13 protein-coding genes and 1 pseudogene are annotated in these 17,462 nt (G+C 46.0%); 4 read left to right on the plus strand and 10 right to left on the minus strand.

The window, feature by feature from the left end; all coding sequences use genetic code 11:
• Nucleotides 1-413: 413 nt before the first annotated feature.
• The gene (locus tag RIE73_RS32615) at nt 414-3,680 is read right to left on the minus strand and encodes a glycoside hydrolase family 15 protein (RefSeq protein WP_446405124.1); all 3,267 of its coding nucleotides are present in this window, start codon (nt 3,678-3,680) and stop codon (nt 414-416) included.
• A 230-nt stretch (nt 3,681-3,910) separates the two neighbouring features.
• On the opposite strand from RIE73_RS32615, the gene RIE73_RS32620 reads away from it, so the two are divergent.
• Nucleotides 3,911-4,063: a chlorophyll a/b-binding protein gene (locus RIE73_RS32620; RefSeq protein WP_446370107.1), complete on the plus strand. Its 153-nt coding sequence runs from the start codon at nt 3,911-3,913 to the stop codon at nt 4,061-4,063.
• Nucleotides 4,064-4,135: 72 nt separating this feature from the next.
• Here the strand turns inward: RIE73_RS32620 and rpoD are convergent, their stop codons facing one another.
• The 3 genes from rpoD to RIE73_RS32635 form a co-directional block, all read right to left on the minus strand.
• Nucleotides 4,136-5,278, minus strand: coding sequence for an RNA polymerase sigma factor RpoD (rpoD, locus tag RIE73_RS32625; protein WP_446405125.1), 1,143 nt, complete (start codon nt 5,276-5,278; stop codon nt 4,136-4,138).
• Between the two features lie 953 nt (nt 5,279-6,231).
• Nucleotides 6,232-6,921: a polysaccharide deacetylase family protein gene (locus tag RIE73_RS32630; protein ID WP_446405126.1), complete on the minus strand. Its 690-nt coding sequence runs from the start codon at nt 6,919-6,921 to the stop codon at nt 6,232-6,234.
• Nucleotides 6,922-7,025: 104 nt separating this feature from the next.
• Complete coding sequence (locus tag RIE73_RS32635; RefSeq protein ID WP_446405127.1) at nt 7,026-7,574, minus strand: hypothetical protein; 549 nt, start codon at nt 7,572-7,574, stop codon at nt 7,026-7,028.
• A 487-nt stretch (nt 7,575-8,061) separates the two neighbouring features.
• Between RIE73_RS32635 and RIE73_RS32640 the strand changes: the two genes are divergently transcribed.
• Entirely contained in the window at nt 8,062-8,982 is a 921-nt protein-coding gene (locus tag RIE73_RS32640) for an alpha/beta fold hydrolase (RefSeq protein ID WP_446405128.1), read from the plus strand.
• 223 nt (nt 8,983-9,205) lie between these two features.
• On the opposite strand, the gene RIE73_RS32645 is transcribed toward RIE73_RS32640, so the two are convergent.
• The 3 genes from RIE73_RS32645 to RIE73_RS32655 form a co-directional block, all read right to left on the minus strand.
• Complete coding sequence (locus tag RIE73_RS32645) at nt 9,206-9,868, minus strand: GDYXXLXY domain-containing protein (RefSeq protein ID WP_446405129.1); 663 nt, start codon at nt 9,866-9,868, stop codon at nt 9,206-9,208.
• Between the two features lie 167 nt (nt 9,869-10,035).
• Complete coding sequence (locus RIE73_RS32650) at nt 10,036-11,400, minus strand: DUF2157 domain-containing protein (protein WP_446405130.1); 1,365 nt, start codon at nt 11,398-11,400, stop codon at nt 10,036-10,038.
• Between the two features lie 288 nt (nt 11,401-11,688).
• Nucleotides 11,689-12,810: an amidohydrolase family protein gene (locus tag RIE73_RS32655; protein ID WP_446405131.1), complete on the minus strand. Its 1,122-nt coding sequence runs from the start codon at nt 12,808-12,810 to the stop codon at nt 11,689-11,691.
• A gap of 141 nt (nt 12,811-12,951) precedes the next feature.
• Between RIE73_RS32655 and RIE73_RS32660 the strand changes: the two genes are divergently transcribed.
• Entirely contained in the window at nt 12,952-13,431 is a 480-nt protein-coding gene (locus tag RIE73_RS32660) for a GNAT family N-acetyltransferase (protein WP_446405132.1), read from the plus strand.
• A 137-nt stretch (nt 13,432-13,568) separates the two neighbouring features.
• Here the strand turns inward: RIE73_RS32660 and RIE73_RS32665 are convergent, their stop codons facing one another.
• The 3 genes from RIE73_RS32665 to RIE73_RS32675 all read right to left on the minus strand — a co-directional run bounded on the left by RIE73_RS32665 (nt 13,569) and on the right by RIE73_RS32675 (nt 16,770).
• Nucleotides 13,569-15,023 (minus strand): adenylate/guanylate cyclase domain-containing protein, encoded by a 1,455-nt coding sequence (locus RIE73_RS32665; protein ID WP_446405133.1) that lies wholly within the window; start codon nt 15,021-15,023, stop codon nt 13,569-13,571.
• Between the two features lie 187 nt (nt 15,024-15,210).
• Nucleotides 15,211-15,948, minus strand: coding sequence for a DUF1995 family protein (locus tag RIE73_RS32670; protein WP_446405134.1), 738 nt, complete (start codon nt 15,946-15,948; stop codon nt 15,211-15,213).
• A 171-nt stretch (nt 15,949-16,119) separates the two neighbouring features.
• Nucleotides 16,120-16,770, minus strand: coding sequence for a response regulator transcription factor (locus RIE73_RS32675; protein ID WP_446405135.1), 651 nt, complete (start codon nt 16,768-16,770; stop codon nt 16,120-16,122).
• A 359-nt stretch (nt 16,771-17,129) separates the two neighbouring features.
• On the opposite strand from RIE73_RS32675, the pseudogene RIE73_RS32680 reads away from it, so the two are divergent.
• A pseudogene (locus RIE73_RS32680) lies at nt 17,130-17,462 on the plus strand (helix-turn-helix domain-containing protein); the annotation flags it as partial.

The raw sequence follows: 17,462 nt of genomic DNA on the forward strand, positions 1-17,462 counted from the left end.
CTTCGGCAGATTCTGCATCGCATCTTCCCAAAAAGCTCTTGATATAGAGCATTTTTGAGCCAAAACCTCGCACTTTCTTCAGCTTTAATAGCCTTCTAACCCTTGATGGTTAAGGGTTTCGGCTTTGTGCAGCAAGCCCTAATTATACCCGGAAACCGTAGGGGCGCACCGACGTGCGCCCAATTTCACGGTCAAATCTATTCCACAATTTTAGCTGTGTCAGTCCACTCGAAGTAACCTGAGAATCTTGGAGTAAAGACAAAACCCACCCCTCCACAACCCTTGATCGGGGCGGGTTTAGTTGCATCTGGGTGAGGTAAAAAACGATAATAGTGAAACCCGCCCCTACAGTCTATCTAACCCTATTTCCTCTTCCTTCTTGTCTAACAAATGACCAATGACAAATGACAAAATTAAGCAACATTGGCGGGTTCGACTTGCGCCAAAAACTGGAACGCCTTAGCAATATAAGCCGCACACTGCTTAGGAGACATATCATAAAAAGCCCGCCAAGCGGCTGCCTTATATTCGTCATACTTATCGGCTCGTTCTGGATATCGCTCCAACCAGCCTAACCGCACAGCATGACCAATCAACACATCCAGGACAATGTATTCTTCAATTTCCAACTCTGGATTTCGTTCCAATATCGCGGCTAATTCCACAAGTGCCTCAATATTTACCTGTCGATAGGTTGGCACTTGAATTTTATTGAGTAAATGCTCAACCCGCAGGGCAAAATTCTTTTCTCCAGGTGTCATTTCCGAGAGCAGCGGTTGACTATCCAGGCGATTGCGACGCTCTAATTTATCGCCAATCACCAAACCCTTACAATGTTTCATCACTTGCCAGACTTTCGGGTAAAAGTCTTTAGGCACCCGACCCGCACTACCATCCAGTTGGCGTTTTCTCAGCCAATTTCCCGCCGTGGTTAGGTCTTCGTCGATATAGATTTGCTCCTCTGGCAATATCACCCAATTAATCGCATATTGCGGTTGCTTAACATGCAGCGATTCTTGTTGGCGTAATTTTTGGTTAACCCCTTCATACCCCGCCAAACAGGAACGCAATCGCATTTTGATGTCAAAGGGACTCAAGCGCATCAATGCTTCATAGGCTTCATCCTGAGTCACACCTAATTCAGCCGCCAGTTCACTCGTCAACAGCAGAATTAAATACCCAACTCGCAGCGTCAGCAAGCCATCAACCAGATGGGGTTCAGATTTAATCAGAATACTCAAGTAAATCAAGACTTCTTGAGTTAAAACGCGATCGCGAATATCTTCTCGACAAAATTCGTCAATCTTTGCCCGGAGTTCCAGATGAGACATCGGGGTTTTAATCAGGGACGCTTCACTGTAAGCTTTCCCAACCGTTATCTGCTTCCCGCGCACCAAAATATCCGTCACCGCATCCGACAAACTAATTTCGACTTTATTCAGTAACCCCGCCGCTTGACGAATCACACCCCAGTAGGGAGATGCTCCTTCACTACTGGCTCTGGTATACACTTCATTCAGCAAATCCGTCACCGTCACCACTCGTTGCGGTTGACCAAATCCTGTATCAAACTCCAGTCCCCGCAAGTTTTTCAGGGTGCGTAATAATTCAATTTGCTCATAAAGATTTTCCGAATTCCGCAAACTATCCAGCAAGAGTTGCAGATTCGTTTCACATTCCAGCAAGAATTCCTGGGTATGACTTAACGGACCATTGTTGAGCGGATGATTCCTCAGATAATACTCAGGTGATGCCGCATCTTGAACCGCAGAATCACTAAACTCAAACCCTTGCAGCGTATCAATACGTTCAACACCCGCTGTCAGCATTAACTGATTTAAACGCCCTAACTTCACCCGCACCCCATTACAGAATCCCTCTTGCAATTCTTGGATTAATTCCAGTAACGCCGAACCCTGAAGTTGTTCTTGTCCTGGATGACGGCTTTCCTCTGCCGTCTGCACCATTTGATGCGTTAATAGCAGCGTCACCGTTGGACGTCCCAATTCACCCCAGTGGCGTTGAATATAAGCCAGTTCACTTTTAATTTGAGCCACCAGGAAATGATAATCCAGGGTTAAATAAAACTGTTGCTGGTCTAAAAATGCGGGCAAAAACACAATCGTTTCTTTCCCGAAGCGAAAAATGCGAGAGGTGGTTAAACTTCGCAGACGTCGAATCGGGCGTCCGGTTAATCCCAAGGAATCACACCGTCCAATTTGGGCATACAATCGGGATAAATCCGTTGCCTGACGCACTTGCACCGGATCAACTTGTTTCGGGGTCTGGGTGGCAATCCCATAAGCGGCGAGTTGCGTCTGTAGGGCTTCATCCTCTGCCAATAGCGCAATTTGTACCACCGGATCTTGATGACGCCCTACGCAAAAATGACGCCCTAAGGGGTCAACATCTCCCCGCGTAATTAATCCCTCATGCAGCAGTTGGGCAAGTAGATACAAACTCTGCGCCCAGACAAGCGGCAAATTTTCATTGGGTTTGCGATTTTGGGAATGGGGAGACCTGCGTTCGGCTTCAATTTTATCTTCGGGAACGTAATACACTTCCGGTAATAAGCGCATCCCATCTTGCTCAACCAGCAATGTATCCAAACGCCCCAGATAATTCCGCGCCTGTTCTATGTCTCCCCGAAACCAGCCATCTAGGGCTAAGTAGGTAAAAAATAGGGGCCACTCGCATTCAATATGTTCAAATTGTTGCAGTTCCCAGGGTTCATAGTGCAAGCGGGTGGTATCTTCGAGTACTGTTTGATGTCCATCCCGTAAGAATCGCTTACATCCGTAGAGTCCCTGTAATTTATCGACGATTTTCTGGCGAGTTCTATCCAAAAGTTCCACGTCTTCAATGGCAAAGGCGGGAAACCCAATCACACTTAACAGCGCCGCATCAGTTTCCTTGGAACTTGATTCCCGTGGTAATAGGGATTCTAACGTAATCCGCGATCGCGCAATTTCATCGGGGAGAACGTGAATCACGGAGGCTTGAGACCCGCGCACGCCAAATAAATCTAGCCCGTTAATCGCCTCTAACGCTGCTTTTGCCATACCGACGGAACTGGCGTTGAGTTCAGGATTGCCGTGATTAACTTTATTCCCCCGTTCCCAAATCCCATAATCGGGTGTACGATAGGTACGACCAATGTAATACACCAGATTCTGAATGAAATGCACTTCAGCAATGGTGTAAACAATATGTAACCCCGATGCGGTCATCTGAGCCAGCATCAGCAGGAATAGGGAGGTGGCATCAAGCTGCAAATGACCCCATTCATCATCGCCCACCACCACATCTCCGGTGCTGGTATTATACTTGGCGTGTAGCGCATCCAGCAGCGATTGGCTGTCTTTGAATTGTTCTACTTTAGCGGCTTGCCGCATCATGCAAAACAGCAGCCCCCGCATCAGTTTGACCACACTTTGTTCCAGTTCAAAGGTGCGCCCACTATCGGCGTCGAGTTTGCGGTACGCTAAGGCTAATCCCCAAACTGCCAAAATGCTGTACACGTTATCCCTAACCCAGGCATCGGTGTAGTCACCATGGGCGTTGACGGCTGTACTGGCAGGTAATAATCCGGTAATTGGGTTTTGGCGATCGAGAATAATCCGAATCTGCTGGTAATAATCGTTGAGTCGAGTGGGCAGTTGAGTCGAAATGATAGACATCCCTTAATCAAACTTTAAATAAAATTTATTTTTCATCGGTCATGGGTGATGGATCATTTGCACGTTATGCCATGACGAATGATGGAGTTGGCTGGAATTGCCAAGAGCAATCTGACAGGAGTAAGGTTATCTGTCAGCATAAACAGGTTCCGTCAACTTGACTCAATTCTTGTCGTTTTGCAAACAATTCGTTACATTTATTTACATAATGCAACCAAAACAACGAAGTTATGGACGAGCAACAGCAAAAAGAAGCCAAATTTGGGTTCACAGCGAACGCTGAGAATTGGAATGGTCGTTTAGCGATGATTGGTTTTGTTGCCGCGTTGATTACGGAATATATTTCCGGTCAAGGCGTGTTACATTTCTGGGGACTTATGTAATACTGCATCATACAGTATGGGTTAAGAATAGCTGGGTGTTCATTGCCTGAACCCCAGCTTTCTTGTGTATTCCTAGCGGATATATTCCTTGAGAATGCTGTTGCGATTGGGATGGCGTAGTTTACGCAGGGCTTTTGCCTCGATTTGGCGAATGCGTTCGCGGGTCACGGCAAAGATTTGACCGATTTCTTCTAGGGTTTTCATCCGTCCATCATCTAACCCATAGCGCAATCGGAGTACGTCTCGTTCGCGGGGGCTTAAGGTATCCAGGACGCTTTCTAAGTCTTCCCGCAGCAGATTTTTAGATACTTGGTCTTCTGGCGTTTCACCATCGGCTTCGATGAAGTCACCCAGGCGAGAGTCTTCTTCTTTCCCAATTGGTGTTTCCAGGGAGATGGGGAGTTGGGCTGATTTAGCAATAAATCGCAGTTTTTCGATGGTCATTTCCATCCGGTCTGCGATTTCTTCTTCGGTGGGTTTGCGACCCAGTTCTTGAGAGAGGATTTTGGTGGTCTTTTTGATCCGGGAGATGGTTTCGTAGAGGTGAACAGGGAGGCGAATGGTACGGGATTGATCGGCGATCGCACGGGTGATGGCTTGCCGAATCCACCATGTCGCGTAGGTTGAGAATTTGTACCCTTTCTCGTGGTCGAATTTTTCCGCCGCCCGAATTAATCCCAATGATCCTTCTTGAATCAGGTCTTGAAATGATAGACCCCGATTCATGTATTTCTTGGCAATGGACACGACTAGACGCAGGTTAGACTGCACCATTTTCTCTTTTGCCCGCCGACCCAGGAACAGGCGTTTACGAAAGGCGGGAAGTTCCATGTTGACTGAACTTGCCCATTCTCCTTCCTTTGGTTCTCGCTCTAACTGATCATACAAGCGATCGCGAATCCGTTCTAATTCCAATAAGTCAGCAATTTTACGCGCCAGTTCAATTTCTTCATCAGCACGTAATAGCCTAATTCGACCGATTTCTTGCAGGTAGAGGCGAATGGAATCTTCGGTATAATGCTTCTTTTTTGCTTGGGTGCGGCGGCGGGTAGAACGCACCTTACCAGGCTTCCCGTCTTCCTCCTCCGGTTCGGGTTGAACGGTGTCCGCGTTCACGTCCACCAGTTCGTCTTGGGTTGCTTCATCCTCTAGCAAGAATTCAACCTCATTTTGAGGCTGAGAAATTGTTGCAAGTACGTCGTGTGCCTGGGTCATGCCTTTTTCCTCATGCTCCTTCAGTTAAAGACCAGTAGATGTCGAGTAATCTACTTAAATGTTTAGCCAGTGATTTAACCTTACTTTTGCATTCTAATCGGTTATTGAATTGTTGAGCCGGAGAAACTCAGATGAAATTTATTCCTCTTAACTCAACATGGATATGAATGCCGGGTAAAGTAATTTGAATCCTGGCGGCTGTTGAGACTTTTTGATTCTAGCTTTAATTCAAAAAACTTGTTCGCGCTTTTGGGCATCTTAGATTGGCTGATCATCTTCAGCCGTTAAGAGCTTTTACGCGAAATGACTGTTTGCCTAAAGAATGAAACCATTATAGATTGTCTTTCCTCGATTTGCATGGGCCAATGAATTGAGGGACTAAGTCTAATCTGATGGAAGTGCGTGATAGAGTCGTAAGCTTTCCGGTTACCCTGGGGAGAACCATCGAAACTCAAACAGTCTCTTGATGTCTCCTGGTTATGTCAATCCTTCTTTAATGTACTCTAGGGCGAGACGGGTTCGTCCCGGACAAATAGCTGAAATGTGATCAGCCATTTTAATGAAGTTAGCTGATAGTTCAACAGCCTTAGTTTCTCTAGAGTTCATGAAATCACCCTGTTCTAGTACAAATGTTCTGTATTGAGACGATTATTCTTCTTTGACTACGTTAGCGAAGTTCGGCGTACATGCAACAAATTTTTTGAGGGTAGAGGTAATGCATAAGTCACGAAGGCTCAATAGTGTGTAAAACATTTGTTTTAGCACACAATCAGAGGATTTGTGTTTAAAATCTGAGTGAAATTCACCGATATGGTTACAATCCGTAACGCTTGTGTCATCTAGTGTGAGCTGGCAGTCGAAGATGGAGACAAGGCAGAGAGTTAACTCTATATATAGTTGTAAGAATGGCAGTTTTTCGGCTGTGCCACTCTACAGATAGCGCTAACGCCAACTTAGTTCACAGCAAGACTGTCACGTTTGAGGTGCCATAGTTGATCAATGGTCACAAAGTTATATCCTTGCTCCAGCAGAGTGGGGATTAACGTGGCTGTAGTTTGGGTAACATCTTCTCCTCCACAGGAACCATCATGCAACACAAGCAGCGATCCATTCCGGACTTGCTGTAGGACTCGCCGGATCACAACTGAAGTCCCCGGACGTACCCAATCTTCTGGAACAACACTCCACATGACAGGGCGATAGTGCCATTGGTGTAATAGTCTGAGGGTTTGGGGAGTAAACAAACCATTCGGGGGACGAACATCCCGCAGGCGATCGGAGTTCAGTCCACATGCTTGGCTAATTGCGGCTTGGGTTTGTTCTAAACTTTGCTGGAGTGCCTCTGGTGTCATCCAGGGGAAGGAGTGGTGATGGTAGCCGTGCAATCCAATCCAGTGACCTTGGGCGTAGACTTCACGGGCAACGGTTGCTGCTGATTTGACGCGAGTACCTAACCAGAAAAAACTGGCTTTTATATCGTAGCGTTCTAGAACATGCAGTAGTTGGGGAGTGTACTGGGGGTGAGGACCATCATCAAACGTGAGAGCAATGGTTCGTGACTGGGGCGAACCTGACCACAGGCAATCGGGAAAGGCGGTTTTCAGGATTGGGTAGAGAAGGGGATAGAGTGGGGCGAATTGCATCAGGGTGGGGGAGCAGGGGGAGCAGGGGAAGCAGGGGGAGCAGGGGAAGCAGGGGAAGCAGGGGAAGCAAGGGGAGCAGGGGGAGATGGGGGAGATGAGTTGACTCAAATCTCAAAACTTAAGTCATCCAGGGTCAGTTGACCGTCAAAGGAATAGAATGTGATGCGAGAGATATTCGGCGCATTAATCTGTAGCGGGGTATTGGCAGGTGTCGGTGAATCCGACCCAGCTAAATTGGATTGAGTCATCACTTGATCAATAAGTATACCCTGGGAGTCGTAGGCAGACATAATCGTTCGCTGGGAGCTCGTGGCATAGCAGCAGAACCAAGTAATCGGCTGCGAAAATGTTGCTTCTAGCCAACCGCTTTTAGGTGCCGCCATGAGTACAATGGTACCAGAGCGGGGAGGATAAGCGGGGTTTGATGGCTGTAGAGCGATCGCGTTTTTAAATGTCACGCCCAAGTGATGAAATTGATGCTCTACCACTTCAAAACAGGTTAACGCTTCCAAGTTAAGGCAGACACTCTTCGGTCTTATCACGAGTAAACTCGACTCATATTCAGCTATATCCCAGCCAGGAGAAGCGATCGCCGCTTGCGGCTTGATCAGGTTATCATCTATAATTTCCTGTAACTGTAAATTGCATTGCATTGTTATAACAGATTTTAAACAACAAATAAATCAATTGAGTCACTCGAACACCAGACGGCTTATAGCTCCATCAGCCTAGAAAAAATGTTAAATTTCAGGTTTAAATCACCGCTCAAATCTCCTGATCTCAAAATCACCCGATATCTCCACTCTGCTGGCAAATCACGTCTACAGGCTGATGATGATCAAATTAAAACTCAGCCGCCATAATGCTCCCTGGAACCATATCACTCAAAGCTACAAGGGTTTTTTACCGGATTACTGATATGAGTTTGTACCCTTTCGTGTGCAAACGTCCACTTACATAAAATCCTCCGATGAAATAATAGTCAGGAAAGTTCCCTCGGTTTAAAGCTGATGATTTTAACGCTTTTTTCCAAGCTTGACTGACTTTGACCGAAGAGTACCCGATTCAGGAAATCAACTCAAAGTCAGAGGCTCTCGACCCTAAAATCAGGCATGATAACAACAGCGATAAGGTGGAGACATGATCGAACCCAACGGTTTTAAACAACACTCATTAGTGACCTCACTGGGACGCATGGCATACTACACGGCTGATGACATGCCGTGGCAAAGCCCAGAAACCCCTGAGCCAGAAGAACGACCAACATTAGTGTTTTTGCATGGCTTTGGGGGTGGCTCATCGGCGTATGAGTGGTCAAAGGTCTATCCCGCATTTGCCAATGAATACCGTATTTTCGCCCCAGACCTCATCGGTTGGGGACGTTCAGAGCATCCGGAACGCAATTACCAGATTGATGACTACATCACCACCATTAATGAATTCCTAGAGCAAACTTGTCCTCAAGGCACACCAGTCATTGCCTCGTCTCTAACCGCCGCTTTGACCATCCGAGCCGCGATCGCACGTCCTGAACTGTATAAGTCCCTGATTCTCACCACTCCATCAGGACTCTCTGATTTCGGGGAAGACTACACACGCAGCTTTTTTGCCCAGTTAATTAGTACACCGATTCTGGATCGCATCCTCTACACCACTGGCGTCGCCACTGAAGGCGGTATCCGCAGTTTCTTAGAAAACCGACAATTTGCTCGTCCCAGCCGAATTTACTCAGAAATTGTGGAGGCTTATTTAGCCTCAGCTCAACAACCCAATGCTGAATATGCAGCGCTTTCGTTTGTGCGGGGAGACTTATGCTTTGACCTATCCCTGTACATTACTCAACTGACCACTCCCACGGCAATTATCTGGGGGCAAAAATCTGAATTTACCAGCCCAGAAATTGGCAAACGACTGGCGGCGCTCAATCCGAAAGCCGTTCAAGTCTTTCAAACCCTTGAGGATGTTGGATTGACTCCTCAGCTTGAATTGCCAGCCGTAACCATTGGTTTAATCCGCAAGTATTTGAAGTTGCTGAATTCAGAGGAACGGATTGGAGAGTAGAAGTCACTTATTCTCCTGATTAATCCAACTTGCAACAACCGAGACAAAACCCGCCCTAACTTATTGATAACATATCAACAAAACCCGCCCTGATTCAATTGCCGGGGCGTTACACAGTGCATAGTAAGGGATTTAGCCTTTGGTTTTGTGGGGTTGAGCGAAGTCGAAACCCAACCGACAACCTTCACTATGAAGAACAAATGACATAAGACGAATGACTAAATCAGAGGCGATATTGGCGAATCTTTGGTTGATCAGTTTCACCAGTCCGCACCCAAAGACTAATTGGAACGGCATTTCCCCAAGCATCAACTTTAACTTCCATCACAATAGGAGGGACTTGTTGAGTTGGTTCGGGATTGGCTTGTCTGGCTGTTCGCAGATCCTCATTAATCTGATTCCGTTCGGCTTCAGGCATATTATACTTTTCGAGTCCATACTCAATTAACCCCCGCTGGGCAATCCCTTTCAAAACAACCTGATTGTTGTTGAGATTGGCAGGACGTTCGAGGCTGAGTGCAATCGGTTCCCAAGGTTGTGGTAGTCCAGGCAACCTGAGTGAAATTGGTTCAGCTAAAATCACATAAAAGTGAGTTCCTGGTTTAATAAAAGTTACGATGTCGTCATCACTTTGTTGTTTAGGTAAACTGTTCCAACCTGGTAAACCACGTAATTGCTCTTGACTAGAAATGTCATACCTCATGGTTTGAGAGTAGCCTCGCAATAGATTGTAGGGTTCTAAGGGAGCTGTTTGCAAAATGATTACTTTACCCGTGATATGAGTATAAATCGCTTGGGCAGGAACTGACAGGATTAACACAGTCTGGAATAATAGAGTCAAACCAAATCGTCGGAAAGGAATAGAAGGGGTCGTGTCATTTATCATTTTAAATACTCATTTATCTTGAGAATGTTAGCTCTTCTAGATTAACTAGGATAAATGTCGAGGCGTCTCTGTCAGCGCCAAATTTTCCCTCGACAGAGGGTTGAAACTGTTGCAAGAAAGCCTATTCCCTAGTGCCTCTCCCCACCACAACACTTATTCAGCAGCCCCTATTTAGAGTGTTGAGCGCGAATATAGTATTCAAAAGTTACCCCAGCTGCTATAATAACGCAACCGCACAGTAAAAAGACCAGGGATTTGAATAATAAATCGGTATTGTATTCAACCATCCGACCTAATATTTGCAACGTTAATAGCACTAACCCTCCCCAGAAAAAGCGTCGTTGGGCTTGGGTGATTCCTTTACGGATGATACCGACAGCCAAGAAAAGTAAGAGTAAATTGAAAATTAACACCGCTGCGATATCTAAAGCACCTGTCCTGAGATGCCAATAGGGAATAATGGCGCTAATCACAATCATGAATGCCACAATGCCTGTAGTGCGATCGCACTGACGCCACCTATGCAGCCATTCCCCAATTGTTACACTGACTAAGATAAACAGATTGACCAAAATATACCAGGGTACATGAGAGGTGTTATTGGCAGATGGCACAAACGAGACGTTCCACATCCAATAGAACGATAAGAGGGAAAATAAGAGACTGAGGAAAATAACGGCAAGTGTGCGGGCTGTACTCTCGAAAGACTTAGTATGAGGAAGATACCGTCTCCAGAACCCATCTGTGTACCCCCATAATAATGCTGGCGGAAGGGCGCAAGCGATCGCGCTAACCCAGGCGGGGGCGACTAAAACGTTGAGGCGTACTAAGTTCACCTCCAAGGAATAAATCACTGCGATCGCACCGAGGCGAAATATCCACCGAGAACCGCACCAGTAGGCTAAGGGAATAAACATCACACCAGCGACGACGGGCATAAATCGTACCATCAACCGTAGCCAAGCTATTTCTCCAATCGCCAAAAATTCCGGTTGTCCTTGTCCCTGAATATATCCAATTCCGATCAAAAGTGCAGAAAGTATCCCTAAGCCAGTTAGCCGCAAGCTATACGCCATCCCTAAAACACCCAGTCCCCACAGCAGCAGCAATTGGTAAGCGGGTCGATTTTGCTGAAAGAGTTGGGATATCAGCGCCATATTTACCCCCAATATCAGCGCCCCAAGCACCAACAATACTTGTCCTAAACGGCGTTGTCTTGCTTTCGGAGGACGTCGCCACAGAACAAAGCCTGCTGTATTGAATCCAATAAACAGCAGCAGGAGTAACGCCACTTTCAACTCTCGCGACCAAACTTGCCAGTTGGCGGCGAAAAAGGCGATCGCGCCCACACCTAAAAGGATACTGCCAATCAACAGGAGAATCGAGACAAATTGGTTACGGGAAGCCGTTTCGAGTTCCCCAAATTGGTAGCGTTGGGCAAGTTGTTCATAGACAGAGGCATCAATTAACCCCTCACTTTGCCATTGCTGGGCTTCTTGACGCAACTGGCGACGAAACTTATGGGAAGGCATATTAGCATTTTAGTCTGGTTCCACCTCTTAAGATGTTGTAGCATTTCAACCATTCAAGTAGGTTGGATAGAGTCAATTCTGTGGAAAGGACGGGTTTTGTACTCCAGTTAGGAGCAATTATCAATGTTAGTCCCTAAACCTGCCCCTACAAATATGATCTCGCTATATCAATTCTATGGAAAGGGCGGGTTTTGTACTCCAGTTAGGGTCAATTATCAATGTTAGTCCCTAAACCCGCCCCTACAGATATAATCTCGCTATATCAATTCTATGGAAAGGGCTTATTATTTATGACTTTTTAAAATAAAGTTTTCGGGCATTTTCACAGAGAATTGCACCAGCCACTGACTCAGCTTCCTTCGCTGTCAAATCACCATCCTGGATCGCCCCATCTAACACCTGACTTAACACTTCTCGCCCCCATTTTGCGCCCAAATAATACAATTCTGGAATATTGTGAGCATCTGAGGAATACATCAGTTTACTGGTTGGCGTCAATTCTAACAGTTGCTGCACCGTTCGACGCATTCCAGCATGACTCAAAAACGGAACGGCTAATCCAAAATCTAGATAGACTTGAGGATAAACGGATGCTAAATATCCAGCATCCTGACTATAGGGATAAGCCGCGTGTAGTAGCACAATGGGGACATTTTCACAGCGTTTATCTTCCAAGAACGATCGCAGATACAAAGGATTACTCAAGCGCAGATCTAAATCCGGGTCACCAAACCCTGTATGAAATTGTATGGGTAGCTGGTATTTGCCAGCAATTTCTAGGGCTTGGGTGATTAGGAAATCAATAAATGGCTTGTCTGATAGGCGTAAGGATTGACTTGATGTTGGCTTGATCTCATAAAATCGTTGTTTAGCAAACTCCTTAGGTGTCCATTGAATATCTAAACCTGTTCGGTAGGCGGCAACACTTTTAAATCCCACAATTTCCGCCGATGGTGGATCAAGCTGACGGCGGAACTGTTCCCAAAATGTCTTAAAATTGTCTGACTCTATAATCAGCTTTTCTGCCAGATATTCCAATCGCAGAATCCGCTGCACAGGCACAAATTGCTGATGCCATTCCAGTGGTAGAATATCATCGGGCAAAAAGCCATCATCGAGAAAAACTGCCTCAAGGTTAGAACTCTGGAAACATTTCTGCGTGAGTTTGTCTAACCCCAGTTGCCTGCGATGTTCAAGAATTACAGCTTCTGTTGGCTCACAATCTAAAAGTTGAGCAATATCCCGTAAACTACGATGGTAGAATAGGCTATAACGGGCATGATGATTAATAATATCAGGATGATACCCTTCCGTAAAAGCTGCTGTGTAAGGATAAGGCTTTGTGGTGGAGGGGTTCAGTAGGTTATGAGCATGTTGATCGATCGCGGCAATATCCCAGAGGTTGAGCATTATTTGCAATTTGTGGTTTATTGTTCATTAATCTAGTGTAAGACGGTTGAGATTGGAAAACTCTTAACCGGGAACAGTCAAAGTTTGATGTTTGTTAACATTTCTTAGTACAGAAAACAAAATTTATGTCCAGGTACTTATATGAAAACCTATTACCGTGACTTTTTAATTCGTGACTGGGAACCGCGCGATCGCGCCGCCGCCGCTGAGGTGATTGGTTCTGTCTTGTCAGAATACGGCTTAACCTGGGAACCTAGGGGAGCCGATCGCGATGTGGTTGACGTCGAAACCTTTTATCAAACGGTTGGGGGAGAGTTTTGGGTGATCGAATACCAAGGTACAGTTGTGGGAACATCGGCATATTATCCTGTTGAACGTGGCGAAAACGCTGCGGAAATCCGCAAAATGTACCTGCTTCCAGAGGTGAGAGGGCAAGGATTGGGTAAATTTTTGTTGCAACAGCTTGAACAAGCAATCGCTAGTCGGGGTTTCCAACAAATTTGGATTGAAACCGCCAACGTTCTCAAAGAAGCCATCCAGCTTTATGAAAGTAGCGGTTATCAGCCCACCACAGGGGTAGAGACAAAGCGGTGCGATCGCGTTTATGTTAAACAACTGTAGTATAGTTTTGAGTGTGTAGGGGCGGGTTTAGGGACTAACATTGATAATTGATCCTAACTGGAGTACAAAACCCGCCCTGACTGAATTTTGCATTAACTCCCATCTTCCCCATCTCCCAGACGTGCCATGCTACGTCTCTACAACTCCTGTTTCCCGACAAGCCAATAGCTGGTCATTTCCCCTTTTCCCTTAACCGCGATCGCACCTCGTTCTTCAAATACATACTGATCCTGCAAACGCTCTTTCGTCGCCGCCGTGACTTGAATTTTTCCCGGAAGACCCAATGATTCCATGCGAGATGCCACATTCACCGCATCTCCCCACAGATCATAACTGAACTTTTTAATCCCAATTACACCAGCCACTACTAAACCCGTATTAATGCCAATGCGAATTTGGAAGGGTTCCCCTTGTGGTGTTTTAAACTGTTGAATGGCTTGTTGCATATCCAACGCCATGTTAGCAATGGCTTCAGCATGATGATCATTCGCGATCGGTAAACCTGCCACCGCCATATAAGCATCGCCAATCGTTTTTATTTTTTCAATACCATGTTTTTCGGCTAATTTATCAAAAATAGAGAAAATCTGATTTAATAAATTAAGCAGTTCTAAGGGAGACATTTGAGCCGAAAGGTGCGTAAATCCGACAATATCAGCAAATAAGATAGTTGCTTCTGTAAATTGTTGGGCTAAACTTCCCTCAAACTGTTTTAATTGGTCAACAATAGGCTGGGGCAAAATATTCAGTAATAACCGTTCTGACTTTTGTTGTTCTAAACGTAGGGCTTGTTCCGCTTTTATCCGATCGCTAATATCCGACTGAATTCCAACAAAATGAGTGAGGTCATTTCTATCGTCATAAATAGGCGAAATTGTCAACTCATTCCAGAACGGTGTTCCATCTTTCCGGTAATTGAGTAAGGTAACGGTGCAATTTTCTCCGGCTTTAATCGCCGCACGGAGTTGATCAACTGCCGACTGACTGGTATCTTTTCCTTGCAAGAAACGACAATTATAACCCAAGACTTCAGCGTCAGAGTAACCCGTGATTCTCTCAAAGGCAGGATTAACATAGATAAGCGGCATATCTGGCAACCGGGCATCGGCAATGACAATGCCGACACTACTCGCCGCGATCGCTTGATCGCGTAGCTTAACGGTTTCCTGGACTCCTTTGCGATATGCCTGACTCCCTCGCCAATTGCTTCCGGTGACATCTTGGGCGATGCCATGGCTGAGATCATTTTGATAGGTTCCCAAACGCCAAGACAGCCAACGATAGCTTCCGTCTCGACAACGAAAGCGATTTTTAAGGCGGATGGGGGTTTTATTATCTGGGAGAGTGTGACATTGATGCTCCATATCAAAGGTGAATGCCATATCATCCGGATGAACAAACTCTAACCAAGGACGCGATCGCAGTTCATCCAACGTCCAGCCTAGAGTCTTTTCCCATACTGAGTTGAGTTCTCTAAAATATCCGTTACTGTCACGGATACACAACAAATCAGCAGAAAGATCGAAAAAGGCTTGGAGAGATGCTTCCCCATGGAATAGGTTTGGCTCATTCTCCTCACAAGAAGGATTCATTGGACATGTTCCAGGGAAGATTTACGGTCGGTTTTTGCACCCTCTATCGCAATTTTTTATGCAATTTCAATTATTACATTGATGTCATAAAGTCTAGAATCATAGCATAGATAGCGCTTTTTCAACATTTTTGCGAAAAAGACGCTAGATATAGTAGGTTTTTGAGGTTTAGCGTTTAGATGTTTGATTAACGACTCAATGCGTCTAAAAAGCTCTGTAGTGTAGAGAGAAACCCTGGTTTTTTGGGGGCAGGCACGTCTTCTGAGTCACCGCTACCTGTTACTTTAGCAATAATCAGTTCTATGGCATCTCCTACAGGTTTTTGCGGTTCTTCAGCAATAAGCTGATAGGCATTTTCCTGTTCCAGCCAGATTTGCCACAGTCCCGGATACACCCGGAATAGAGCCGCCCCATCCAGAGGTTGGACGTAGTAACAAGAGGTGATGGTATTGAGAAACCGTTCCCGGAGTTGACGAGCGGCGTAGCCAATACCCACCACTTTCAGATCTTCAAGCTGAGGCGTGAGTAAAATACAGGGGCGATCGCCTGCCAAATTGCAGAGTTTTTCCACTTGACTCACTTCCACCGCCGAGGGGGAAACAATCAAAAACGCCTCATCCTCTGGCTTAATCCTACTTTCGACAGGGGATCGACTGGTGCCAATGTCTGTTACTTTAAACGGGGTTTCTCCCCAGTCTCGACGGGCGAGTGCCGCCGCCCCAGCATCCGGAAAGAGAACCTTTAGCCCCGAACCATACTGTTCAAAGATCGGGGTAAATTGCCATGCAATGGATTGGGCTTGCAGGGCAATCTCTGGAAAAACTAACTCGACTTGCAGGCGAGTGTATCCATCATTGAGGGCAGCTTGTGTCGCTTCGCGAGCTTGAGCGATCGCTTCGTCTAAGGTTTGAGGAAGTTCAGCCATCGGTCATTTGTCCTTTGTCCTTTGTCCTTTTTCATTTGTCCTTGATTCATCGTTTTAATTGTAACGAACTATGAATCACAAAATGGAACTAAGGGGAGCTAGGGGAACTTGTAGAGACGTGCCATGGCACGTCTGAAAGCTGGGCGAGTCAACCAATGACCAATGTGACAACTAAACTTGACAACTTTCAATCGCCCAACGTGCTAATTCAGTACGATTATGTAATCCGGTTTTGCCCAGCATATTAGACACATGGCTTTCAATCGTGCGCTGGCTCACCTTAAGCTCCTTAGCAATTTCCCGATTTGCCAATCCGCGTGCCACAAACTGTACCACCTTCAGTTCCGTTGGTGTTAATTCCACATTGGCAGGAACCTTAAGGTTAGACGGTGGCTCTCCTCCAGGTGTTTGAGGGCGAGTGGTTAAGCGGCTAGCCTGTCTCAGAGACGATTCAACTTGAGCAACCAATTCTTCTGGCTCAAAGGGTTTGACCATGTAAACATCAGCGCCAGTGTTGAGTCCCTTCACCCGATCATTGCTTTGTCCCTTAGCAGAAAGAAATAGGACAGGAACCCAGTTCATGCGCGGATCTTGGCGAACATACTCAACCAGGGCATAGCCATCCATCTCTGGCATCATCACATCACAAATGATCATGTCGGGAATGTCTTGAGCGAGAACGTCCAGCGCCTCTCGACCATTTTCCGCCGTGATCACTTCATACCCGCGAAACTCTAGGTAGTCCTTAACGAGCAAAATCAGATTAGGGTCATCGTCAATCAGCAGCAGTTGCTTGTTAGTTCTGACACCGTTGTCTTTCATAGGTTGATACTGGTCATTCGGAAGTTTATTTAAAAATTTCGTTGGTCTTGCTCCACACCTGCTAGCCGGACGCTACTAAGCAGCTAACTCAATAGCTGCTGTAAGGATAATTGCTGAGTCCAAGGACTAGCTGTCAAGGCTATAGCCTGTGTTCGCTGACGCAAGCGATCGCGCTGTGTCCGGCAATAATGAACTCTAGATATATCTCGTCCTATGTTAGTCTATCTAACCTGAAACCTAAATAGGCAAGAATTCATCTATCTTCGCGGCTTTCCGACCCTCGCTTTCAGCGATGCTCCGAAAGCCGCGTTTTCAAGTCAAGCTGGCGCTTTCACAGGAAATGTAGTACGATGTGAGCTATGACTCAACGCGCCTACCGATACCGTTTTTACCCAACGCCGGAACAAGAGCAACTCTTGCGCCGCACGTTGGGTTGTGTTCGGTTGGTTTACAACTTGGCGTTATATACTCGGACTGAAGGTTGGTACGAAAGGCAAGAGCGGATTAACTATAAACAGACATCCGCTATGCTGACAGATTGGAAAAAGCTTGAAGACTTGCAATTTCTTAATGACGTGAGTTGTGTACCATTGCAGCAGGGACCCAAGGAACTTGCAAAAAGCGTTTACCAATTTCTGGGCAGGTCGTGCTAAATACCCCAACTTCTTAAAGTTGCGGAATGGCGGTAGTGC

Source organism: Coleofasciculus sp. C1-SOL-03 (assembly GCF_040220555.1).
Taxonomy (GTDB): Bacteria; Cyanobacteriota; Cyanobacteriia; order Cyanobacteriales; family Coleofasciculaceae; genus Coleofasciculus.